The sequence below is a fragment of the Streptomyces sp. NPDC005303 genome (assembly GCF_040607335.1).
Taxonomy (GTDB): domain Bacteria; phylum Actinomycetota; class Actinomycetes; order Streptomycetales; family Streptomycetaceae; genus Streptomyces.
On sequence record NZ_JBEXGM010000001.1, the window covers coordinates 390,058 to 412,940 of the forward strand.

Genomic DNA, 22,883 nt, shown 5'->3' on the forward strand with positions numbered 1-22,883 from the left:
CGCGGTGCGAGATGGTGGCGATAACGTCCGTTCACATTCCCGGTCTGTGCGGTACTAGTCGGTAGGAATGGACGCAGTCGCTTCATGGAGGCAGTGATGGGTGTGACAGCCGGTCCGATCCGCGTGGTGGTGGCCAAGCCGGGGCTCGACGGCCACGATCGCGGAGCCAAGGTGATCGCGAGGGCGCTGCGTGACGCGGGCATGGAGGTCATCTACACCGGCCTCCACCAGACGCCCGAGCAGATCGTCGGCACGGCGATCCAGGAGGACGCCGACGCGATCGGTCTCTCCATCCTCTCCGGCGCCCACAACACGCTGTTCGCCGCGGTGATCGACCTGCTCAAGGAGCGGGATGCCGAGGACATCCTGGTGTTCGGCGGCGGGATCATCCCGGAGTCGGACATCCCTCCGCTGAAGGAGAAGGGGGTCGCGGAGATCTTCACGCCGGGGGCGACGACCCAGTCGATCGTGGACTGGGTCCGGGAGAACGTGCGCCAGCCGGCCGGGGCGTAGGGGCGACCTGGATCCCGGATTTCGGATCCCGGGTGCGGGGCGGGGGGCCGGGTGCAGTTTCCCCGCGCCTCCTGGGGGTGGGGGTCAGGTCGGGTATGCGGGTACGCCGGTACGCCGGTATGCGGATCTGCGGATCTGCCGGGCGGCCTCGGGCTCGGGGGGCGCGGGCCGTGACATCAGCGGCTCCGGCGCGGGGCGTGGCCAGCCGCAACGCGGCGCGCCCGCTGGACGGCGCGCCCGCTGGACGGCGCGCCCGCTGGACGGCACGGCCCGGCACATGTCTACGCGCCCCCCAGCTCCTCCGCCATCGCCGCCCGCAACCGCAACGTCGTCACCAAGCGCTGGAACGCCTCGGCCCAGTAACCCCCCGCCCCGGGACTCGCGTCCTCCCCCTCGTCCGGCACCGCCATCAGCCCCTCCAGCCGCCCCGCCTCGGCCGGATCGAGACACCGCTCCGCCAGCCCCATCACCCCACTGAAACTCCACGGATAACTCCCCGCGTCCCGAGCGATGTTCAGCGCGTCGACCACCGCTCGCCCGAGCGGCGCGGCCCACGGCACCCCGCACACCCCCAACAGCTGAAACGCCTCGGACAACCCGTGCGTCGCGATGAACCCGGCGACCCACTCCGCCCGTTCGACGGAGCCCAGCGTGCCCAGCAGCTTGGCCCGCTCCGCCAGTGACACCGCGCCCGGGCCTCCGGCCTCCGGCGCCGCGGGCGTCCCGAGCAGCGCCCGCGCCCACTCGGCGTCCCGCTGCCGTACGGCAGCCCGGCACCATGCCGCGTGCAGTTCGTTCCGCCAGTCGTCCGCCACCGGGAGCGCCACGATCTCCGCCGGCGTTCGACCGCCGAGCCGCCCCGGCCACACCCCCAGTGGCGCGGCCTCCACCAACTGCCCGAGCCACCAGGACCGTTCCCCCCGTCCCGAGGGCGCCTTGGCCACGACACCGTCTCGCTCCATGCCCGGGTCGCACTCGTGCGGCGCCTCGACGAGGATCGTCGGCGTGTCCTGGGTGTGGTCCAAGGCCACGCACGCCCCGGCCCTGACCGCCATCCGCGCCGCCAGCGCCGAACCGGGCAGCGCCGACAGCAACTCCGCCGCCGTGGCCCGTACGTTGCGGCTCCGGTCGGCCAGCGCCTGCTCCAGAAACGGCTCGTCGTCCGGCCCCAGACCCGTCCGCAGCGAGTCGAGGAACATCAGCCGGTCCTCGGCCCGCTCGGTCGCCCATGTCGACGTGAGCAGCTCGCGCGCGGCGGCGGGCTCCCGGGCGCGTATCGCCGCCAGGAGGGCCACTCGCTCGGCGAACAGGCCCTCTTCCCATAGCAGTTGGATGCCTGCGGTGTCCTGCGGTGGCGGCAGCGCTGCTCCACCACCGGGTGTCGCACGCAGGGCGAACCGCCAGTCCGGGTTCAAACGGGCGAGCCAGGTGGCACGCGAGCCCGCGAACGCCAGTGCCGCCGGCCGCAGATCCGTACGCCCCCGAGCCGCGTCCAGCAACGCGGGCAGCAGCTGCGGGGGCGCCGTGTAACCGCGGGTGTTCGCCGCCGCGAGCCACTGCGGGAGCAGCTCCATCAGATCCGGTGCCGTGCCCCTGCGACCGCCGCTACCCGTGCCGGGCCGGTCGGCGAGCAGCATCGAGAGCCGGCGGGCCGCCGCCGCGGGCAACGGTGGGCGCGGGTCCTCGGGCGCCGGCTGCGGCCGCTGCGCCGCACGCGCGGGCCTGAGCCCGGCCCGCCGCCGCACGGTCTCCAAGGCTGCCGCGTCCAGCAACGCCACCGGCGCCTCGGGGCCGGGGGCGACGCCGGGTGGCGTGCGGCGGGCGGTGCCGAGCAGGGCCGAGGTGACGAGCTCCTCCCAGACGTCCGGTGCGGGAGCGGAGGTCTTGTCCATGCAGTTCCTTTCCGTCCCGTCGGGTGGTGGGTCGGTTCTGTTCAGCAGCCGACCGGGAGCTGAGTCGGTTCCGTTCAGCGTCCGGCCGGGAGTTCGGTCGGTTCCGTTCAGCACAGTCGCACCGCCTCGCCCTCGCTCTCCGGCCACGCCGTCAGCGGGGTGAAGCCGCGGTGGCCGCACTCGCCGAAGACCTTCACCGGGGCCCCGCCCGACAGCGAGACAAGGCGCCACAGCCCCGGACGGGAGCGGGCGGAGGCGGTCAGCGGCAGGGCTGAGTCGCCCTCGGCGTCGGCCAGTTGCCAGGAGTCCCCGTCCGGGGCCGGTATGACCCGGTCCAGAGTCACCGGGACGGAGTCGAGCCACGGGTCGTCCCGCAGCGCCTCGCCGTAGCGGGCGGCCGCCTGTTCGGTCGTCACTCCCGGCGGGCGGGTCGCCGAGGGCGCGGGCGGTGCGAACTGCTCGCCGAGGGCCGCCCGCAGCTGACCGGCACCGGGGTAGGCGGCCACCTCCGCGTCCAGCTCCAGCCCCACCGGCAAGGCCAGTTCGGGGGCGCGGCCGGCGGCACCGTAGGAGAGGAGCAGGGCAGTGCGGCCCGAGTCCGTGCCGTGCAGCCAGATCCGGCGGGTCGTCAGACGGGCGTCCGCCGTGTCGTACTGGGCGAGGACGAGCCAGCGGTCCCGTATCGCGGGGCCGTCCGCCGACGAGGGCAGGCCGATCCGGGAACGGACCGTCGACGCGAGGCCGTCCGCCAGCCGCTCGCGGCGCAGCCAGCCCTGGTCGAGAAGGTGGATGAGGGCGCACTCCTCCAGCAGCCGCACCGGCCAGCCCTGACCGGACGACGGAATCGACCCCAACTCCCGTACCCGTGCGGCGAGTCCCGGCGCCTGGGCGTCGACCATGCGGGCGGCCGTCTCCTCCCACATGCCGTATCCCGCCTGCTCGGCCCCCGCCAGACCGCCGCGCAGCAGATCCGCCAGCCGCTGCTCCAGCTCCGTCGCGCCCGCCGTGATCCGCACGGCCCGGCGCTCCGCCCGGCGCCGCGCCGCCTCCGGATCACCGGAAACGGCGGCGGAACCGGCCGCGCCCGCCTCCTGCCTCTCCTGCGCCCGTTGTCTTCTGCCCGCTATCCACTGCTCCGCCCAGCCCGGCGGCGCCCCCGGCGGCGTCGCGCCCTCCCCGCCTGCCCAGAGCAGCAGCAGCCCGAGCGCGTGCTTGCACGGGAACTTGCGGCTCGGGCAGCTGCACTTGTACGCCGGACCCGCGGCGTCCGCGACGTCGATGACCGTCTGATACGGCTTGCTGCCACTGCCCTTGCACAGCCCCCATACCGCCCCCTCCTCGGAACTCCCCGCCTCGGACCATGGCCCGGCCGCGCCGAGTTTGCTTCCCGCTTTGCGTGAGGCGGCGTCAGGAGCCAGTGCCAGCACCTGATCCGCCGTCCAGCGCACCCCCTGCTGAGTCATGTCATCGAAGGTAGATCCCCCCACTGACAATCGGCCCCGGGGCGACCGCCGCTCCGGCCTCCGCGAGCATGTTTCCGCAGGTCGGATCGCATTGTCAGTGGCGTGGTGCACGGTTGGTGACAGATTCGAACCGGCCGAGCTGGAGGGGGCCTCAGCCATGTCTGTGTCCGTTGAACCGACGACCGTGGAACCGAAGCAGGGCGGGCAGGGGGAGGCGTTGCGGCCGCATGCCGAGGACGCCTTCGCCGGTGAACTCGCCGCGCTGGCCGCACAGGACGACCGCCCGCGCCCGGCCCGCTGGAAGCTGTCACCGTGGGCGGTGGCGACGTACCTCCTCGGCGGCACCCTGCCGGACGGCACGGTGATCACTCCGAAGTACGTGGGCCCACGGCGCCTCGTCGAGGTCGCCGTCACCACCCTGGCCACGGACCGCGCCCTGCTCCTGCTCGGTGTGCCCGGCACCGCGAAGACCTGGGTCTCCGAGCACCTCGCCGCCGCGGTCAGCGGCGACTCGACGCTGCTCGTGCAGGGCACGGCGGGCACGCCGGAAGAGGCGATCCGGTACGGCTGGAACTACGCGCAGCTGCTCGCCAACGGCCCGAGCCGCGACGCCCTGGTGCCCAGCCCGGTGATGCGGGCCATGGCTGAGGGGATGACGGCACGGGTGGAGGAGCTGACCCGTATCCCGGCCGATGTGCAGGACTCGCTCATCACGATCCTGTCCGAGAAGACGCTGCCGATACCGGAGTTGGGCTCGGAGGTGCAGGCGGTGCGCGGCTTCAACCTCATCGCCACGGCCAACGACCGCGACCGCGGGGTCAACGACCTCTCCAGCGCCCTGCGCCGCCGTTTCAACACGGTCGTGCTGCCGCTGCCGGAGAGCGTCGAGGCCGAGGTCGACATCGTCTCGCGCCGCGTCGACCAGATCGGCCGCTCCCTCGACCTGCCGGCCGCGCCCGACGGCATCGCCGAGATCCGCCGTGTCGTGACGGTCTTCCGCGAGCTGCGCGACGGGATGACGTCCGACGGCCGTACGAAGCTCAAGTCGCCCAGCGGCACGCTGTCGACGGCCGAGGCCATCTCGGTCGTCACCAACGGTCTCGCCCTCGCCTCGCACTTCGGCGACGGCGTCCTGCGGGCCGGAGACGTCGCCGCGGGCATCCTCGGCGCCGTCGTCCGCGATCCGGCGGCCGACCGGGTCATCTGGCAGGAGTACCTGGAGGCGGTCGTCCGCGAACGGGACGGCTGGAAGGACTTCTACCGAGCCTGCCGGGAGGTCAGTGCGTGAGGGACGGCCAGGACGGATCCGCACGGAGTCCACGGGGCGGCGAAGGTGCGGGCGGCGGCTCGTCGTTCGGGGACGCACGGGCCGCCGGGATGGTCGCCGGGATGGTCACGGGGGTCGGGTGCGCGGGCTCCCGAGGGACACGGGGAGAAGGGGGACGGCTGTGACGGACCTTGAGCGGTACGACGACGGGGACAGGGCCGCGATTCTCGGCGGGGACGACTCCAAGTGGCCTCGGAGGGGAGGGGGACGGTGTGACGGCCGTGGGTGAGGACGGGACCGGGGGGACTGGTGGCGCCGGTGGTTCGGGGAATGACGTGGCCAGTGGTTTCGGAGGGGAGGGGGACGGTGTGACGGCCGTGGGTGAGGACGGGACCGGGGGGATGGGCGGCGCCGGAGGCTCGGGGAGTGACGTGGCCGGTGGTTGCGGGGGTTCCCTGGGGGCGGGGATGTCTGGGGTCGGTGGGTCGGGTCGTTGGGGTGTGGTTCGGGGCGGCGGGTCGGGGAGTGGCGCGGCCGGTGGCTTCGGAGGGGCTGAGGGCAGGGGGAGGACTGGGGATGGCGGGGGTGTGGCTGGGGACGGTGTGGCCGGGAGCGGAGCGGCGGGCGGCTCGTCAGCCGGAGAGGGAGCGAGGGGAGGCGGGGTGTCCGGGAGCGGGGGCGCGGTCGGCGTAGGTGGTCACGGGGGCCGGGAGTCCGGTGTGGGGCCGTTGCTGCTCGGGGTGCGGCATCACGGACCCGGGTCGGCCCGGGCCGTGCGGGCGGCGTTGGACGCGGCCCGGCCCCGGGTCGTGCTGATCGAGGGGCCGCCCGAGGCCGACGCGTTGATTCCGCTGGCCGCCGAGGAGGACATGCGGCCGCCGGTGGCGCTGCTCGCCCATGCCGTGGACGAGCCCGGCCGTTCGGCGTTCTGGCCGCTGGCCGAGTTCTCCCCGGAGTGGGTGGCGATCCGCTGGGCGCTGGAACACGAGGTCCCGGCCCGTTTCATCGACCTGCCGACCACCCACACCTTGGCGTGGCGGAAGGAAGAGGGGGACGAAGGGCCCGCGGACCGACCGGACGGACCCGCCACCGAGCCGCCGGACGCGAGCGGGGCCGGGACTGGGGCCGGTGCTACCGCAGGACCGGGTGCACAGGGCACCCCGGCGTCCGGGGCGAGCGGGGTCGGGACCCCGGACGCGCACGGCACCGGCCCGTCCGGTGTGTGTTCTGCCCCAGCCGAGGAGAACACCGCCCCGGGAGGCGTGGCGACCTCACCCGCCGGTGGGGATACCGCTCCGGGCGACGGGCCCGCCGTTCACGACACCGTCCGTGTCGATCCGCTCGGTGCACTGGCCGAGGCTGCCGGATACGACGACCCCGAGCGGTGGTGGGAGGACGTCGTCGAGCACCGGGGAGCGGGGCAGGGGGATGTGTTCGAGCCGTTCACCGTCCTGGAAGAGGCGATGGGGGCGCTGCGGGAGACGTACGGGACCGGCGGACATGACCGGGACCTCGTACGAGAGGCGTACATGCGGCTCCAGGTGCGGGCGGCGCAGCGGGAGTTCGGGGACGACGTGGCCGTGGTGTGCGGGGCCTGGCATGTGCCCGCGCTGCGGCGGAAGAGCACGGTCGCCGCGGACAAGGCGCTGCTGAAGGGGCTCCCCAAGGTCAAGGCGGACATGACGTGGGTGCCGTGGACGTACCGCAGGCTCTCGCGCCACAGCGGCTACGGCGCCGGGATCGACTCGCCCGGGTGGTACGGGCACCTGTTCGGCGCGCCGGCCCGGCCCGTCGAGCGGTGGCTGACCAAGGTGGCGGGGCTGCTGCGGGACGAGGACCGGATCGTGTCCCCGGCGCACGTCATCGAGGCCGTACGGCTGGCCGAGACGCTCGCCGCGATGCGCGGCCGCCCCCTGCCCGGTCTGAGCGAGACGACCGACGCGGTGCGGGCGGTGATGTGCGAGGGCTCGGACGTGCCGTTGGCGCTGGTGCACGACCGGCTGGTGGTCGGGGACGTCCTGGGGGAGGTGCCGCAGACGGCGCCCGCGGTGCCGTTGCAGCGGGACCTCGACCGGATCCAGCGGCGGCTGCGGCTCAAACCGGAGGCGCTGGAACGCGAGTTGGAGCTGGACCTGCGCAAGGAGAACGACGCCGAGCGCAGCAGGCTCCTGCACCGGCTCCGGCTTCTGGGCGTGGCGTGGGGTGAGCCGACGGCCGCGCGGGGAAGCACCGGTACGTTCCGGGAGCCGTGGCGACTGCGGTGGGAGCCGGAGCTGTCGGTGCGGGTCGCCGAGGCGGGGGTGTGGGGCACGACCGTGCTCGCCGCAGCGACGGCCAAGGCGGAGGCGGACGCTGTCTCCGCGCCCGGGCTCGCCGATGTCACCGCCCTCGCCGAGCGCTGTCTGCTGGCCGAACTGCCGGACGCCCTGCCCACGGTGATGCAGATCCTCGCCGACCGCGCGGCGCTGGACGCGGACGTCGGCCACCTCGCCCAGGCTTTGCCGGCCCTCGTCCGGTCCCTGCGCTACGGCGATGTGCGCGGCACCGACACCGGCGCGCTGACGGAGGTCGCCGCGGGCCTCGCCGAGCGGGTCTTCGTCGGCCTGCCGCCGGCCTGTGCCGCGCTGGACGCGGAGGCGGCGGAGGAGATGCGGCGTCATGTGGACGCGGTCCACGGCGCGGTGGGGCTGCTGGACGAAGCGGAGGCCCCGGGAGACGCGGCCCTCGTTTCGGGCCAGGGGACGAGTGACCCGAGCGCTTCCCCGGTGGCCGAACCGGGGCAGAGTGGCATGGGTGATGCGCGGGCGCCGACTCACCGTGGTCTCCGTGGCCGTTGGCAGGCCGTGCTCAAGGTGGTGTCCCTGCGGGACACCGTGCCCGGAGTCATCCGGGGGCGGGCTGTGCGACTGCTGCTGGACGACGGAGAGTTGGCGCAGGAAGAGGCGGCGCGGCTCATGGGGCTCGTGCTGTCGCCGGGGACGGAGCCGGGGGACGCGGCCGCGTGGATCGAGGGCTTCGTCGGGGGCGGGTCCGGCGGCGGGATGCTTCTCGTGCACGACGAGCGACTGCTCGGACTCGTCGACGCCTGGCTGACCGGGGTGTCGGCGGAGGCGTTCACCGATGTGCTGCCGTTGCTGCGGCGCACCTTCTCGGCCTACGAGCCCGGAGTGCGCCGCACCCTGGGCGAACTGGTCCGGCGGGGCCCGGGACAGCGGGGGAGCACGGCGGGAGCCGGTTCCGGGATACCGGGCTTCGGGGCCGACCTCGACAGCGGCCGGGCCGACGCCGTGCTGCCGGTGGTGCGGCTGCTGCTCGGCCTGGGCGACGACCACGACGGCCTGGGCGACGACCACGACGGCCTCGACGACCACGACGACCACGACGACTCGGCGCAGGCCGAGGACAACGACCTTGCGGAGGTGGCGGGATGACGACCGGGGTATCGCAGACACCGAGGAGCGGGGCCGACAGGACGGGCGCAGCGCGGGGCCCGGCCGGCGCTCCCATCCCCTCTGATTCCCCCACCACCACCGTTTCCCCCACCGCCCCTGTCTCCCCCACCACCCCCGTTTCCCCCACCGACGAGCGGCTGCGGCGTTGGCGGCTGGTGCTGGGCGGGGAGGCGGCCGACGGGACCGGGTGCGTGCTCAGTGGGCAGGATGCCGCGATGGACGGCGCGTTGAGCGCGCTCTACGGCAGAGGAGAGGGGAAGGGCCAGGCCGGGAGGGATCGTTCGGCGGGGCTCGGGGCCTCGGCACCGTCCGTGGCGAGGTGGCTGGGGGACATCCGGACGTACTTCCCCTCCTCCGTCGTCCAGGTCATGCAACGGGACGCCATCGACCGGCTCGGGCTGTCCACCCTGCTTCTCGAACCGGAGATGCTGGAGGCCGTCGAGGCCGACGTCCACCTGGTCGGCACGCTGCTCTCACTCAACAAGGCGATGCCGGAGACGACCAAGGAGACGGCACGGGCGGTCGTGCGCAAGGTCGTCGAGGATCTGGAGAGGCGGCTCGCCACCCGCACTCGCGCCACGCTCACCGGCGCCCTCGACCGCAGTGCCCGGATCAGCCGACCGCGTCACCACGACATCGACTGGAACCGCACGATCTCGGCCAACCTCAAGCACTATCTCCCGGAGTACCGGACGATCGTGCCGGAGCGGCTCATCGGATACGGCCGGGCCTCCCGGTCGGTGAAGAAGGAGGTCGTCCTCTGCATCGACCAGTCGGGGTCGATGGCGGCGTCCGTCGTCTACGCGTCCGTGTTCGGGGCGGTGCTGGCGTCCATGCGGTCGATCGACACGCGGCTCGTCGTCTTCGACACGGCGGTCGTCGACCTCACCGACCAGCTCGACGACCCGGTGGACGTGCTCTTCGGCACACAGCTCGGTGGCGGCACGGACATCAACCGGGCGCTGGCGTACTGCCAGTCGCAGATCACCCGGCCCGCGGAGACGGTGATGGTGCTGATCAGCGACCTCTACGAGGGCGGCATACGCAACGAGATGCTCAAGCGGGTCGCGGCGATGAAGGCGTCCGGGGTGCAGTTCGTGACGCTGCTCGCGCTCTCGGACGAGGGGGCGCCCGCCTACGACCGGGAGCACGCGGCCGCCCTCGCCGCGTTGGGCGCACCGGCCTTCGCCTGCACTCCCGACCTGTTCCCCGAGGTGATGGCGGCGGCCATCGAGAAGCGCCCGCTTCCGGTGCCGGATCCGGTGTGAACCCGGCCCGTCCGTTGGTGATTTGTCGACTCGGTGACCTGTGGTTGCGTCCAGCAAAACGGACATGACCAGGCATCGGTAACAGGGGACTTGCGCGACCTCGGGCACCCCGTGCGAGGATCGGTTTCCCCACAGTCTTCACCCTTCCCTTCCGTTTCCCTTTCGTGTTCATTCCGTTTCGCGCCGTTCCGTTTCGCTCTTCTCCGTTCAGCTTCGTCCGCTCAGCTTCGTTCGGTTCAGCTTCGTTCCGCCGCCCGGAAGGACCCGACCCCTCTTGACCTGGTCAGCAGCCTCTCCCGGAGCCACTGTGCGCGTACTGCGCGCGGTGGCCGGGCGGCGAGCGCTGCAACTGGGGCTGCTGGTGATCGGGTTGTTCGTGCTCGGCTTCCTCTGCGGGGAGCAGGCACACGCGGCGGACGGCATCGGGGCGCTGCCGGGCAAGACGGTCGGCCGACTGGTGAAGCCCGCGGCCGAGCCGGACGCCACGCATCCGGCCGCAGCCGCAGTCACGGCCGTAGTCACGGGGACGGGCAGCGACTCGGATACGGACATGGACACGGCAAAGGGCGGCGCCCCTGAGCCGGCTGCTCCCGAACCCGGCACCGACCTGCTCACTCACCCGGCCGACGACAAGGTTCTCCGCCCGGTGACCGAGGCCGTCGTCGGGGCCGTGGCCCACCGGGTCGTGCAGCCGGTCGGGGACCTGGTCGAGACAGTGACCACGGGGTTGACCGAGACGGTCGGCATACCGGCGCAGCCCACGCTGCCGGGGTGGCCGACATTGCCGTCGCTCCCGCAGTCCCCGACATGGCCGACCCTGCCTACGGTGCCGGGTCTCCCCACGGTGCCAGGTCTGCCCGGGACCCCCGGCCAGACGCTGCCCGCGCCCGCGCCGGTCACCTCGGTGCCGCAGCCCCAGGCGGGTGAGCACGCGGCGAGGAAGCCGACCGGTGTCGAGGGCGCCGCGGAGATCGGTGCCGGGTTCGGGCCGTGGTTCACCGGTGAAGGCACCGGGATCGAGCCCGTCGCTCATCCCGTCACCCGCCGCACCACCTCCACCGCTCACGCGCCCGCGGATGCCCCCGCCCCCCAGGCGCCCTCCGACAACCGGGGCGGAGCCCTGGGCGGCAAGGCGGCAGTGGACAACGGCTCGTCGCGCCACGGCGACGCGCATGCCATCACCCTCGACCACCGGGCGCCGCTGCGGCTCGTGCCCGGTGCCGCCGCGAGCGTCGACGCGGCCGGGACCCGGCACAGGCACCGGGACATCCCCCTCTTCCCCGGCTAGGGCTGGTCTTCCCCCCTCGCGGACCTTCCGCGCGGGGTGGAACAGGTCTGCCCCGGCCGTTCGGACACCGCCCTGATCGCGTAGATCTCCGGACGGATCCCGCTGGAGCCCCTGTGGCACCGGATGCCCCCATGTCTCTCCAGGCCCCCAAGATCCAGGGATCTGACGCACTCATGAACAAGAACATCCGCCGTTCCGTCGTCATGACCGCCGGCATCACCGGCGCCCTCGGCGAGGCCGCCCCCGCCGCCGGTCAGGCCGCCCCCTTCGCCGACGCCCCGGCCGGGACCGTCCAGGGCACCGCGGGACCGCTCGCCGCCGGGCACGCCGGCACCTGTGCCCAGGGCGTGGCCGGGGCCCTCACCCCGGGTCGCGCGCAGGACCTCCGGTACCGCGCCTGACCGTCCCCCACCACAGACTCCGTGAGGCGAAGGGCCCCGGACGGCCGAAAGCCGTCGGTCTGTCCTGCCGGAGCCTCACGGTCGGGGCGAAGAGGTCCCCATTGGGGTGGGGATCGACCGCCCTGAGCCCCTCACAGGGCTGTTCCAGGGGCCTCACCGGGCCAACCCCAGCCCGGTGAGGCCCTTCACCTGCGGCACGCCGTGCCAGTGAGTGCGGCATCATGTGACAGGTATCACCGCTCAGGTGTGACCCTCGATTTAGGGGCCCCCGGCAAGCAGCGATAACCTGCGAGACGGACATGCCGCGCGCTCGGACACCGTGTGCGCCTCCCTTGTGACAGACAGCGGTCGGACGTCACGTTGCCCTCGCGGCACGCCCACGCAGACAACGAACCGCGAGATCACTGATAGGGACGGAAGCGCGTGGACCTGTTCGAGTACCAGGCGAGGGACCTCTTCGCCAAGCACGATGTACCGGTGCTGGCCGGTGAAGTCATCGACACGCCTGAGGCGGCCCGCGCAGCCACCGAGCGCCTCGGTGGCAAGTCCGTCGTCAAGGCCCAGGTGAAGGTCGGCGGCCGTGGCAAGGCCGGTGGCGTCAAGCTCGCCGCCTCCGCCGACGAGGCGGTCGAGCACGCGACCAACATCCTCGGCATGGACATCAAGGGCCACACGGTCCACAAGGTGATGATCGCCGAGACGGCCCCGGAGATCGTGGAGGAGTACTACGTCTCCTTCCTCCTGGACCGGGCCAACCGCACCTTCCTCTCCATCGCGTCCGTCGAGGGCGGCATGGAGATCGAGGAGGTGGCGGAGACCCGCCCCGAGGCCGTCGCCAAGACGCCGATCGACGCCAACGTCGGTGTGACCCCCGAGGTCGCCCGCCAGATCGTCGAGGCCGCGAACTTCCCGGCCGAGGTCGCCGACAAGGTCGAGAACGTCCTGGTCACCCTGTGGAAGACCTTCATCGAGGAGGACGCCCTCCTCGTCGAGGTCAACCCGCTGGCCAAGGTCGCCTCCGGTGACGTCATCGCCCTAGACGGCAAGGTCTCCCTCGACGAGAACGCCGAGTTCCGTCAGCCGGGACACGAGGCCCTCCAGGACAAGGACGCGGCCAACCCCCTCGAGGCGGCCGCCAAGGAGAAGAACCTCAACTACGTCAAGCTCGACGGCGAGGTCGGCATCATCGGCAACGGCGCGGGTCTCGTCATGAGCACCCTGGACGTCGTCGCGTACGCCGGTGAGGCGCACGGTGGCGTCAAGCCCGCCAACTTCCTCGACATCGGCGGCGGCGCGTCCGCGGCCGTGATGGCGAACGGCCTGGAGATCATCCTGGGCGACCCCGACGTCAAGTCGGTCTTCGTCAACGTCTTCGGCGGCATCACCGCGTGCGACGAGGTCGCCAACGGCATCGTGCAGGCGCTGCAGCTGCTCGCGGACAAGGGCGAGGAAGTCACCAAGCCCCTCGTCGTCCGCCTCGACGGCAACAACGCCGAGCTGGGTCGCAAGATCCTCTCCGACGCCAACCACCCGCTGGTCCAGCGCGTGGACACCATGGACGGCGCGGCCGACAAGGCCGCCGAGCTCGCGGCTGCGAAGTAAGGAAGAGGGACAGACACAGCCATGGCTATCTTCCTCAACAAGGACAGCAAGGTCATCGTCCAGGGCATGACCGGCTCCACGGGCATGAAGCACACCAAGCTCATGCTCGCCGACGGCACGAACATCGTCGGTGGCGTCAACCCGCGCAAGGCGGGCACGACCGTGGACGTCGACGGCACCGAGATCCCGGTCTTCGGCACCGTCGCCGAGGCGATCGAGAAGACGGGCGCCAACGTATCCGTCCTCTTCGTGCCGCCGGCGTTCGCCAAGGCCGCCGTCGTCGAGGCGATCGACGCGGAGATCCCCCTCGCGGTCGTCATCACCGAGGGCATCGCGGTCCACGACTCGGCCGCGTTCTACGCGTACGCCGTGTCGCAGGGCAACAAGACCCGGATCATCGGCCCCAACTGCCCCGGTCTCATCACGCCGGGCCAGTCGAACGCCGGCATCATCCCGGGCGACATCACCAAGCCGGGCCGCATCGGTCTGGTCTCGAAGTCCGGCACGCTGACGTACCAGATGATGTACGAGCTGCGTGACATCGGCTTCTCCTCCGCCGTCGGCATCGGTGGCGACCCGATCATCGGCACCACGCACATCGACGCGCTCGCCGCGTTCGAGGCCGACCCCGACACCGACCTGATCGTCATGATCGGTGAGATCGGCGGCGACGCCGAGGAGCGGGCGGCCGCGTTCATCGCGGAGAACGTGAAGAAGCCGGTCGTCGGCTACGTCGCGGGCTTCACCGCGCCCGAGGGCAAGACCATGGGCCACGCCGGCGCCATCGTCTCCGGCTCCTCCGGCACGGCCGCCGCGAAGAAGGAGGCCCTCGAGGCCGCCGGCGTCAAGGTCGGCAAGACGCCGACCGAGACGGCGAAGCTGGCGCGGGAGATCCTCGCCGGCTGAACAGGTACGTAGGTGAACGTCGATGGGCTTGCTCCGTGCGTCGGGGCGGGCCCATCGGCGCGTCACGGGGCGCCGGGTTTCGGTCGTCGGGCGGCTGCGGGCGCGTCGTGGCCGAGCGGTCAGTCCCCGCGTCCCTGAAAGAGCTCCACCGGACCCACCTTCAAGGGTCGCGGGGAACCGCGCGACCAGCCCCCACCGGCCCGCGGTCAACGACCGAGCGGTACCAGCCTCTCCGGCCCCTTCGCCGCCGATTCGCGCAACTTCTTCCGCAGTTGCGCCTCCGCCGCCGACAGCGGACCCTGCCCCACCTTCGGCGGCACCCCCTGGATCTCCGCCCCCGGCGGGACCGGTGGCTCGTAATGCGTCGGAGCCGTCCGCAGCGAGAGCGCCGTCGTGCCGATCAGCGCCACCGTGAACGCGATCGCCGCCCGGGTCCAGAAGCGTGCCCGGCGCTCACTCCCGGTCCGCACCGCGGGCGGCTGCGCGGCCCGCAGTCCTTCCGTGGAGGCCAGCAAGGTCAGGCCATCGTGGAGGTCGGACGGGTCAGCCAGATCGGGAAGCCGAGCCGCGATCGCCGCACGCGCGTTCATCAACCGGTACGCCGTCGCCGGTGTGCTCGCCTCCGTCTCCGCCGCCGTCTCCGGAAGGTCGAGGCCCACCCCGTCGTACAGCAGGAGCGTGCGCCGCTGCGTCGGCGGGAGTTGCAGGAGTACGGCCATCAGCGCGCGGGCCGACGGGTCGGCGGGGAGGTCCTCGGGGCGGCGGTGACGGGGACGGAGACGGTGCCAGGGCGAGAGGGCGTACTCGTACGCCATGATCCGTACCCAGCCCGCCGGATCCCGGTCCACCGCGACCTCGGGCCAGCGCTGCCAGGCGAGTTGGAAGGCCCGCTCGACCGACTCGCGGGCGAGTTCGCGGCGGCCGGTGAGCAGGTAGGTCTGCCGGACGAGGGCGGGCGCGCAGAACGTGTACAGCGCGTCGAAGGCCTGAGCGGGTGTCAGGGAACCGGCCGGGAGCTCCTCGTGCCCCTGCTGAGAAGCCGTTGTCCCGCCCGTGGCGCCAACCGGGTTCGCGACCTGATCCTGTGTCACCGGGCGCCCCTTCGTGCGGAAAAGTACATAGTCGTATATTGAGCGACACATCGGTCATTGGCCTGTTACGACGGAAAAGCGCGTGTCGTTGGGAGCATGGCCGTCGTGATCCAGCTGACCGCTCGTCGAACGTCGTTGTCCCCCCTGCTCACCCGGTTGCGCGACCGGACGCCCGGCCTGGGCACCAGCCTCCTGGGTGGTGCGGTGGCCGCCGGGCTGGGGCTCGGTACGTTCGCCGTGCTCGTGATCGCGCTGTGGATCAGTTCGCCGTATCCCGACAGCGGTCCGGGGGGCGCGCTGCACGTGGCCGCGGCACTGTGGCTGCTCGCGCACGGGGCGGAGCTGGTCCGGACCGACACGCTCTCCGGTGTTCCGGCGCCCGTCGGTGTCACCCCGCTGCTGCTGCTCGCGCTGCCGTTGTGGCTGGTGCACCGGGCGGCGCGGGATCTGGCCGCCGGTGAGGAGGAGCCGCCGCAGGCGTCCGGGCGGACGGCGTGGACGGGGGTCGTGCTCGGGTACCTAGCCGTCGGCGCGGCCGTCACCCTGTACGCGTCCGGCGGGGCGCTGCGGCCTTCGTGGACATGGACCTGCGTATGTCTGCCGGCCGTCGTCATGGGCGCGGCCGGCGCAGGGGTGTGGACGGCGTACGGCCGTCCCGCCGAGGCGTTGGACGGAGTACTGGTGCTGCTGCCCGCCGGGGTGCGGCGACTCGTCCTCGGAGCCGCGGCGCGGGCACGGCTCGCCGGGGCGGTACGAGCCGCGGGGGCCGGGGTCTGCGTACTCGCCGGGGGCGGGGCGGTGTTGCTGGGGGTGTCGCTGGTGGCGCACGGCGGCGCGACGCGGGAGTCGTTCCTCCAGCTGACGGAGGGCGGATCGGGGCGGTTCGCCGTCCTGCTGCTGTGTCTGACGCTGGTCCCGAACGCGGCGGTGTGGGCGGTGGGATACGCGGCCGGACCCGGGTTCGTCCTCGGCGCGGGACATGTCGTCGGGCCGCTGTCGTCGGATCCCGCGCCGATGCTGCCGCCGTTCCCGCTGCTGGCGGCGGTACCGGACGCGGGGGCCGGGGGACCGGTGCACTGGGCGGCGGGGGCGGTGCCGGTGGTGGCCGGAGCGGTCGTGGGGTGGTTCGTGGGGCGGGACGCGGGCGCGGGACGGCCGTCGCGGCGGACGGCGGGCGCGGTGGTGCGGGCGGCGGTGCTGTGCGCGGGGGCGGTCGCCGTGCTGACCGCGCTGGCCGGCGGATCGCTCGGGGTGGGGGCGCTGGCGCGGTTCGGGCCGGTGTGGTGGCAGGTCGGCGCGGCGGTGGCGGGGTGGATCACGGTCGTGGGGGTGCCGGTGGCGTGGACGGTACGGGTCTGGCGGGGCCGCTCACGGGGCGGGGCGTGGACGTGGGTGCCGTCGGTGAGGGGCCGCTTCTCGTGGCGCAAGCGCAAGGAGGCGGGTGGGGCCGGGACCGCTCCCGGGGCCGTTCTCGGGGCCGTTTCCGCGAGCGCTCCGGGAACCGTCGGGGTGGCGACCAGTGGCCGAAACGCCCCCCACAGCCAGGACTCCCCTCATCGTCAGGACTCCCCTCACGGCAAGGAGTCCTCCTACGACCCCGACGTGGCTCACGGCCAGGACGACAGCTACGAGCCCTACGACTTCCTGCCCGCCGAGCCTCGGACGGAGTCGGTGCCTCCGCCGACGCCCTGGTACGACGACGCCTCGGGGGAGTCCCGCTGGGCGGTCCTGATGGAGGCGGCCACGCCGCTGGAGGAGTCCCCGGAGAAGCCTTTGCCCACCGACTGACCGCCCGGGCCGCGAGGCCCCTGCACGCCAGGCGTCAGCTGTTCGTGCTCAGCAGACCCCGGAGCTCCTTCGGCAGGAGGTCCGAGCAGGACTGCTGGGCCTGGTTGGTGAGGGCGTCGTTCATGCAGGTGTAGTAGTCGTCGTAGACGAGTCTCGCGGTGAAGCTCGCCGCCACGAAGACGATGGCCAGGGAAGCCGTGACCACGCCACTCACCGCTGCCGTGGTCTGCGGGCGGGCCGACTGCGGTGGGGCCGGGGTGTCGGGGTCCGGATCGCGGGGCTTGGTGCGCAGGGCGCTGATGCCCCAGTAGAGGGCCGGCGCCCCCAGCAGCAGGCTCACGTACGGCCAGCCGAAGAGGACGAAGAAGACGGCCCACATGCCGCAGAGCAGGGCGTAACGGGCGCGGCGCTGGGAAGGGTCCGTCGGGTCCCAGCGCAGACCGGGTCCCGCGCCGCCCTGGCCCTGCGGACCGCCACCGGGGTTCGCGCCGGGGCGCTCGCCGAAACCGCCGTCGGAGCGGCCCGGCTGGCGGTCGCTCCACTGGCTGCCCCATGGGGTGCGGCCGCCGCCGTCGCCCCGGCCGCCATCCGAGTCCTCGGGGCGGCGCGGCTGCCACGGGCGGTCCGGGGTGCCCTCCGGCGGCGGGGCGAAGGGGTTGTCGCCCTCTGTCGTGCCGCCCTGCTCCCCGCCGTTCGTCCTGCCGGACTTCTTGCCGGACCCCTCGTCGGACTTCTTGTCGGAGGAAGGGGCGTCCGGCGGCGAGGCGGGCTGCTCCCGCAGCAGCATGCCGCTGCGCTCCCCTTCCTGCACCGACTGCTGGGGGAGCGTGAGGAGTCGCAGACTGCGGTCCGACATCAAGTGAGCGTCTTCCCCTTGAAGGATGTGACTGGCCATGGCGTACGTGGATCGAACGGTTCGGCGGGCCCGTCGGCGCGAGCCTCACCCCGTGAACGCACCGCGCATCACCCGCGTTCCCGGACCGGTCCCTCCCAGACGCTACCTTCCGGCCACGCCCCCGTCCCGTGGGGGCCTTCCGATGTGCCGGTATCGTTGCTGACGTTCGGCCGCTTCGTAGACTTCCCCGTATCCCGGGGCTCGAAGCATTCGTACGACCGTACAAACGCTCCCCCGAGAAAGGGCCCCCGCCGTGGCCGCCAAGCCCGTGGCCGAGCAGGCCAGGCCGGTCAAGCGCCTGGTCGTGCTGGTCTCCGGATCCGGTACGAACCTCCAAGCGCTGCTGGACGCTATCGCGGCGACCGGCACCGAGGCCTACGGCGCCGAGATCGTGGCCGTCGGGGCCGACCGCGGGAACATCGAGGGGCTCGCGCGGGCCGAGCGGGCCGGGTTGCCGACCTTCGTGTGCAAGGTCAAGGACTTCGGGACCCGTGAGGAGTGGGACGCCGCCCTCGCCGAGGCCGTCTCCGCGTACGAACCCGACCTCGTGGTGTCCGCCGGGTTCATGAAGATCGTGGGCAAGGAGTTCCTCGCGCGCTTCGGCGGGCGGTTCGTGAACACCCACCCCGCCCTGCTGCCCAGTTTTCCGGGGGCCCACGGAGTGCGCGACGCGCTCGCGTACGGAGCCAGGGTCACCGGCTGCACCGTCCACTTCGTCGACGACGGCGTCGACACCGGACCGATCATCGCCCAGGGCGTGGTGGAGATCCGGGACGAGGACGACGAGAGCGCTCTGCACGAGCGCATCAAGGAAGTCGAGCGAAGGCTGCTCGTCGAGGTCGTGGGGCGGCTCGCCCGCAACGGCTATCGCATTGAGGGACGAAAGGTAGTTATCCAGTGACCGCCGAGAGCAACAAGCGGGCCCTTCGCAGGGCGCTCATCAGCGTCTACGACAAGACCGGCCTCGAAGACCTCGCGCGCGGCCTGCACGAGGCGGGCGTGGAGCTCGTCTCGACCGGGTCGACCGCCGGGCGCATCGCCGCCGCCGGTGTCCCCGTCACCAAGGTCGAGGAGCTCACCGGCTTCCCCGAGTGCCTGGACGGCCGCGTCAAGACGCTGCACCCGCGCGTGCACGCCGGCATCCTCGCCGACCTGCGCCTCGACAGCCACCGCGAGCAGCTCGCGGAGCTGGGCGTGGAGCCGTTCGACCTCGTCGTCGTCAACCTCTACCCGTTCCGCGAGACCGTCGCCTCCGGCGCCAGCCCCGACGAGTGCGTCGAGCAGATCGACATCGGCGGGCCTTCCATGGTGCGCGCCGCCGCCAAGAACCACCCCTCGGTCGCCGTCGTCACCAGCCCCGAGCGGTACGCCGACGTCCTCGCCGCGGTCAAGGACGGCGGCTTCGACCTCGCCACCCGCAAGCGCCTGGCCGCCGAGGCCTTCCGGCACACCGCCGAGTACGACATCGCGGTGGCGAGCTGGTTCGCCAGCGCCTACGCTCCCGCGGACGACTCCCCGTTCCCCGAGTTCATCGCCGCGGCCCTGGAGCGCAAGAGCACCCTGCGCTACGGCGAGAACCCGCACCAGCCCGCCGCCCTCTACGTCGACGGCACCCGTGTCGGTCTCGCCGAGGCCGAGCAGCTGCACGGCAAGGAGATGTCGTACAACAACTACACCGACACGGATGCCGCCCGCCGTGCCGCGTACGACCACGCCGATCCGGCCGTCGCGATCATCAAGCACGCCAACCCCTGCGGCATCGCGGTCGGCGCGGACGTCGCCGAGGCGCACCGCAAGGCACACGCGTGTGACCCGCTGTCGGCGTTCGGCGGTGTGATCGCGGTGAACCGTCCGGTCTCCAAGGAGATGGCGGAGCAGGTCGCCGAGATCTTCACCGAGGTCATCGTCGCGCCCGACTACGAGGATGGCGCCCTCGAAGCCCTCGCCAAGAAGAAGAACATCCGCGTCCTCAAGGCCCCGGCCGCGCCCGCGCACCCCGCCGAGGTCAAGCCCATCGACGGCGGCGCGCTCCTCCAGGTCACCGACCGCCTCCAGGCCGAGGGCGACGACCCGGCGAACTGGACCCTGGCGGCCGGCGAGGCCCTGAGCGCGGACGAGCTCGCCGAGCTGGCCTTCGCCTGGCGGGCCTGCCGGGCCGTCAAGTCCAACGCCATCCTTCTCGCCAAGGACGGCGCCTCGGTCGGCGTCGGCATGGGGCAGGTCAACCGCGTCGACTCGGCGAAGCTGGCCGTCGAGCGGGCCGGTGCCGAGCGCGCGCAGGGCTCGTACGCCGCCTCGGACGCCTTCTTCCCCTTCCCGGACGGCCTGGAGGTCCTCCTGGAGGCCGGTGTGAAGGCGGTCGTCCAGCCGGGCGGCTCGGTCCGTGACGAACTCGTCGTCGAGGCCGCCAAGAAGGCGGGCGTCACGATGTACTTCACGGGCACGCGGCACTTCTTCCACTGACGGAACACCGACCTGGGCGGCGCTACGTCGAACTGCGCAGCGCCGCCCAGGTGTGGGGCCCCACCTGGCCGTCCACCTCCAGCCCCTTCGCGCTCTGGAACTGCTTGACCGCCGCCTGGGTGTCCTTGCCGAACTCGCCGTCCACCCCCGAACCGCCCACGCTGTAGCCGCGCTTGGTGAGCATGCACTGCACCTGGACGACCCGCTGGCCCTTGTCGCCGTATTCGGTTTGTTCGGTGCCCGAGTAGTAGGTGCAGCCGGAGATCCACGCGGGGGTGGCCGGGGGCGCGGCCGTCTTCGTCACGGTGGCGGTGGGGGTGGGGGCGGTGCTGTTCACGCCACCCGTCCTGCCGCTGTTCCGGGTGGCCGTCGCGGACGGAGTGGTGTCCGGCGTGCTGCTGCTCTCCTCGGGGGCGGCCGTCTGCGCCTCGCTTCTGACCTTCTTCTTGCCGGCGTCCGTGGCGGAGGGCGAGGCGGAGGCGCCGGTCCCGGAAGAGGCCGGTGCGGCGGCTTCGCTGACGCTGCCGGATTGCTTCGGTGCGGCGGCAGCCGGGGAGTCGAGGCCCGGACGCGTGAGCAGGAAGGCACCGACGGCCACGGCTCCGACGGCGAGGCCCGCGACGGCGGCCAGTAGGGGCCTTCGCCGGCCACCGGTTCCGGTGGCCGGTCCGGGCGCCGGCGAGAGCGCCGGCTCCACGGGTGTGCGGAAGTGGGCGGACTGCCGTACCGGCCCGCCCTCCAGCACCGCGCACCCCTGCTGCCGCTCGCGGAGCCGGGCGGCCAGCGGTTCGTGCCAGTCGGACGCGCGCCCGTGCCCGGCGGCCGTGGCCGCGTCGATCAGCTGCCGCGGGGCCGGGCGCCCGGCGGGGTCCTTGGCCAGACAGGCGGACAGCAGCGCGGCCAACGCGGAATCCCTTTGCGCGAGTTCGGCCATGACCTCGGTGTCGGGTGCCTCGAACGCCACCCGGTGCATCACGTCCACGCCGGTCCCGTCGCCGAAGGGGGCGTGCCCCGTGGCGGCGTACACGATGGTGCAGCCGAGGGAGAAGACGTCGGAGGCGGCGTCGCAGCGGCCCTCACGCAGATACTCGGGCGCCATGTACGCGGCCGTACCGACCCGGTTGCCGGTGGTGGTGATCGCGCTGCTGTCGGCCGCCCGGGAGATGCCGAAGTCGATGACGTGCGCGCCCCGGGGGGAGAGGATCACGTTGGAGGGCTTGAGATCCCGGTGTACGACCCCGGCGGCGGCCAGCGCCGACAGGGCCTCCCCGAGTTCCGCCACCAGCCGCCACACCCCGGCCGGTGCCGGCAGCCCGCACTCGCGGACGGCCTCGGCGAGGTTGAGGCCGGGCAGGTACTCGGTGGCCATCCACAGCAGCGCGTCGTCGAACCCGGTACCGAGGAGGTGCGGCGCGCGCGGGGTGCGCACCCGCCCGTGCACGGCGGCCTCCCGCTCGAACCGCCGCCGGAAGTCCGGGCCCTCGGCGTACTCGGGCCGGATCACCTTCACGGCGGCGAGCCCTGGGCTGTCGTCGGCGCGCCGGGCCAGATAGACCCGGCCCATGCCACCGCTGCCGAGCAGCCCGAGCGGGACGTAAGGTCCGATACGCCCGGGATCGGCGGGCAGCAGCGGCACCGCGCCCGCCTGCCGCAGCGCGGTCCCACCGGCCGCCGATATGTCTGTCACGGTCCCCCCGACCTGCCTCTTCGTTCCTCAACGTGCTCTCACGTCACACCAGTTGGCTGAGGAGAGGCTAGCGCCCCGTCGGCGGGGAGCGCCGGGATACGGGGGGAACGCGGGCGCGGGTCACAGCTGGGTGGGAGACGCCCCGGGGCCGTGTCACGGTGTGACACGGCCCCGGAGGAAGTATGGCGAGAGGGCGACGTTGGGGATCCGCCCTCGATCGTGGTGAGCGGTGCTCAGTTCGTACGGATGACGATGGACGAGCAGACCTTGTCGGCGAAGGTCTGGCGCTTGGCGTCCCAGGCCGGCCACAGCCAGCCGAGGTAGCACGCGAGGCTGTCCAGGAAGTGCGCGAGACGGCGCACGAAGGCCATGCCGACACCGAGGGGCTGACCGTCGCTCTCCCGGACCAGGCGGATGCCGAGGGCCTTCTTGCCGAGCGTCTGGCCGTTCTTGCCCTCGATGATCAGCTGGTAGATCGCGAGGCCGAGGAGCGCGAGGCCGCCGAGCAGCGACAGGAACGCCGTCTTGGCGTTGGCGCCCACGATGACGAGGATGTACGGGACCGCGAAGACCAGCATGTCCACCAGGGTGCCGAGGAAGCGCTGGCCCCAGTTGGCGTACGGCGGCTGGGCGCCGTAGCCCGGCTGCTGCGGGTAGCCGTAGGCGGAGGCCGGGACCTGGGGCGCCTGCGGGTAGCCGTAACCGGGCTGCTGCGGGTAGCCCTGCTGCTGGGGGTACCCCTGCTGCGGCGGCACGCCCGGGGGGGCCTGCTGGGGGTAGCCGTAACCCGGCTGCTGCTGCTGCTGCGGCTGCTGCTGGGGGTAGCCGTAACCGGGCTGCTGCGGCGGCTGCTGCTGGGGGTTCTGCGGCTTTTCGTACGGGTTGTTGGGCGAGCCGAAACTCATGG

Annotated in this window: 17 protein-coding genes; 11 read left to right on the plus strand and 6 right to left on the minus strand. The window is 72.8% G+C overall.

The window, feature by feature from the left end:
* Positions 1-96 precede the first annotated feature (96 nt).
* Positions 97-513: a cobalamin B12-binding domain-containing protein gene (locus tag ABZT93_RS01885; protein ID WP_356097382.1), complete on the plus strand. Its 417-nt coding sequence runs from the start codon at positions 97-99 to the stop codon at positions 511-513.
* 281 nt (positions 514-794) lie between these two features.
* Here ABZT93_RS01885 and ABZT93_RS01890 read toward each other — a convergent pair whose 3' ends face one another.
* Both ABZT93_RS01890 and ABZT93_RS01895 read right to left on the minus strand, forming a co-directional pair.
* Complete coding sequence (locus ABZT93_RS01890) at positions 795-2,405, minus strand: DUF5691 domain-containing protein (RefSeq protein ID WP_356097385.1); 1,611 nt, start codon at positions 2,403-2,405, stop codon at positions 795-797.
* 107 nt (positions 2,406-2,512) lie between these two features.
* Positions 2,513-3,868, minus strand: coding sequence for an SWIM zinc finger family protein (locus ABZT93_RS01895; protein ID WP_356097388.1), 1,356 nt, complete (start codon positions 3,866-3,868; stop codon positions 2,513-2,515).
* 157 nt (positions 3,869-4,025) lie between these two features.
* Here ABZT93_RS01895 and ABZT93_RS01900 point away from each other — a divergent pair, with 157 nt between their 5' ends.
* The 7 genes from ABZT93_RS01900 (at position 4,026) to sucD (ending at position 14,052) form a co-directional block, all read left to right on the plus strand.
* Complete coding sequence (locus ABZT93_RS01900) at positions 4,026-5,156, plus strand: AAA family ATPase (protein ID WP_356097391.1); 1,131 nt, start codon at positions 4,026-4,028, stop codon at positions 5,154-5,156.
* Positions 5,157-5,863: 707 nt separating this feature from the next.
* Positions 5,864-8,566: a DUF5682 family protein gene (locus ABZT93_RS01905; RefSeq protein ID WP_356098407.1), complete on the plus strand. Its 2,703-nt coding sequence runs from the start codon at positions 5,864-5,866 to the stop codon at positions 8,564-8,566.
* Positions 8,563-9,855, plus strand: coding sequence for a VWA domain-containing protein (locus tag ABZT93_RS01910; RefSeq protein ID WP_356097393.1), 1,293 nt, complete (start codon positions 8,563-8,565; stop codon positions 9,853-9,855). The genes ABZT93_RS01905 and ABZT93_RS01910 overlap by 4 nt, the downstream gene beginning before the upstream one ends.
* A 307-nt stretch (positions 9,856-10,162) precedes the next feature.
* Positions 10,163-11,143 carry a hypothetical protein gene (locus ABZT93_RS01915; RefSeq protein WP_356097396.1) on the plus strand — a complete coding sequence of 327 codons (981 nt, stop codon included), beginning with the start codon at positions 10,163-10,165 and terminating at the stop codon, positions 11,141-11,143.
* A 173-nt stretch (positions 11,144-11,316) separates the two neighbouring features.
* Complete coding sequence (locus ABZT93_RS01920) at positions 11,317-11,544, plus strand: hypothetical protein (RefSeq protein WP_356097398.1); 228 nt, start codon at positions 11,317-11,319, stop codon at positions 11,542-11,544.
* A 423-nt stretch (positions 11,545-11,967) separates the two neighbouring features.
* The gene (sucC, locus tag ABZT93_RS01925) at positions 11,968-13,146 is read left to right on the plus strand and encodes an ADP-forming succinate--CoA ligase subunit beta (protein ID WP_356097401.1); all 1,179 of its coding nucleotides are present in this window, start codon (positions 11,968-11,970) and stop codon (positions 13,144-13,146) included.
* Positions 13,147-13,167: 21 nt separating this feature from the next.
* The gene (gene sucD, locus ABZT93_RS01930) at positions 13,168-14,052 is read left to right on the plus strand and encodes a succinate--CoA ligase subunit alpha (RefSeq protein ID WP_356097404.1); all 885 of its coding nucleotides are present in this window, start codon (positions 13,168-13,170) and stop codon (positions 14,050-14,052) included.
* A 206-nt stretch (positions 14,053-14,258) separates the two neighbouring features.
* On the opposite strand, the gene ABZT93_RS01935 is transcribed toward sucD, so the two are convergent.
* The gene (locus ABZT93_RS01935) at positions 14,259-15,143 is read right to left on the minus strand and encodes a sigma factor-like helix-turn-helix DNA-binding protein (protein ID WP_356097407.1); all 885 of its coding nucleotides are present in this window, start codon (positions 15,141-15,143) and stop codon (positions 14,259-14,261) included.
* A 96-nt stretch (positions 15,144-15,239) separates the two neighbouring features.
* On the opposite strand from ABZT93_RS01935, the gene ABZT93_RS01940 reads away from it, so the two are divergent.
* A complete protein-coding gene (locus ABZT93_RS01940) occupies positions 15,240-16,931 on the plus strand; it encodes a DUF6350 family protein (RefSeq protein ID WP_356097409.1) in 1,692 nt (563 codons plus the stop codon).
* Positions 16,932-16,965: 34 nt separating this feature from the next.
* Here the strand turns inward: ABZT93_RS01940 and ABZT93_RS01945 are convergent, their stop codons facing one another.
* Positions 16,966-17,787: a hypothetical protein gene (locus ABZT93_RS01945; protein WP_356097412.1), complete on the minus strand. Its 822-nt coding sequence runs from the start codon at positions 17,785-17,787 to the stop codon at positions 16,966-16,968.
* 292 nt (positions 17,788-18,079) lie between these two features.
* Between ABZT93_RS01945 and purN the strand changes: the two genes are divergently transcribed.
* On the plus strand, positions 18,080-18,727 hold the full coding sequence (purN, locus tag ABZT93_RS01950; protein ID WP_356097415.1) for a phosphoribosylglycinamide formyltransferase: 648 nt from the start codon (positions 18,080-18,082) through the stop codon (positions 18,725-18,727).
* Positions 18,724-20,289 (plus strand): bifunctional phosphoribosylaminoimidazolecarboxamide formyltransferase/IMP cyclohydrolase, encoded by a 1,566-nt coding sequence (gene purH / locus ABZT93_RS01955; protein ID WP_356097418.1) that lies wholly within the window; start codon positions 18,724-18,726, stop codon positions 20,287-20,289. The genes purN and purH overlap by 4 nt, the downstream gene beginning before the upstream one ends.
* Positions 20,290-20,311: 22 nt before the next feature.
* On the opposite strand, the gene ABZT93_RS01960 is transcribed toward purH, so the two are convergent.
* Together ABZT93_RS01960 and ABZT93_RS01965 are read right to left on the minus strand one after the other, a co-directional pair.
* The gene (locus ABZT93_RS01960) at positions 20,312-21,976 is read right to left on the minus strand and encodes a protein kinase (protein WP_356097420.1); all 1,665 of its coding nucleotides are present in this window, start codon (positions 21,974-21,976) and stop codon (positions 20,312-20,314) included.
* A 233-nt stretch (positions 21,977-22,209) separates the two neighbouring features.
* Positions 22,210-22,881: an RDD family protein gene (locus ABZT93_RS01965; protein ID WP_356097423.1), complete on the minus strand. Its 672-nt coding sequence runs from the start codon at positions 22,879-22,881 to the stop codon at positions 22,210-22,212.
* Positions 22,882-22,883: the final 2 nt, after the last annotated feature.

Excerpts from the sequence above, each read along its gene's own strand:
- ABZT93_RS01885 (WP_356097382.1), top strand. The coding sequence starts at position 97 with ATGGGTGTGACAGCCGGTCCGATCCGCGTGGTGGTGGCCAAGCCGGGG.
- ABZT93_RS01890 (WP_356097385.1), bottom strand. The coding sequence starts at position 2,405 with ATGGACAAGACCTCCGCTCCCGCACCGGACGTCTGGGAGGAGCTCGTC.
- ABZT93_RS01895 (WP_356097388.1), bottom strand. The coding sequence starts at position 3,868 with ATGACTCAGCAGGGGGTGCGCTGGACGGCGGATCAGGTGCTGGCACTG.
- ABZT93_RS01900 (WP_356097391.1), top strand. The coding sequence starts at position 4,026 with ATGTCTGTGTCCGTTGAACCGACGACCGTGGAACCGAAGCAGGGCGGG.
- ABZT93_RS01910 (WP_356097393.1), top strand. The coding sequence starts at position 8,563 with ATGACGACCGGGGTATCGCAGACACCGAGGAGCGGGGCCGACAGGACG.
- ABZT93_RS01920 (WP_356097398.1), top strand. The coding sequence starts at position 11,317 with ATGAACAAGAACATCCGCCGTTCCGTCGTCATGACCGCCGGCATCACC.
- sucD (WP_356097404.1), top strand. The coding sequence starts at position 13,168 with ATGGCTATCTTCCTCAACAAGGACAGCAAGGTCATCGTCCAGGGCATG.
- ABZT93_RS01940 (WP_356097409.1), top strand. The coding sequence starts at position 15,240 with ATGGCCGTCGTGATCCAGCTGACCGCTCGTCGAACGTCGTTGTCCCCC.
- ABZT93_RS01945 (WP_356097412.1), bottom strand. The coding sequence starts at position 17,787 with ATGTCGGACCGCAGTCTGCGACTCCTCACGCTCCCCCAGCAGTCGGTG.
- ABZT93_RS01965 (WP_356097423.1), bottom strand. The coding sequence starts at position 22,881 with ATGAGTTTCGGCTCGCCCAACAACCCGTACGAAAAGCCGCAGAACCCC.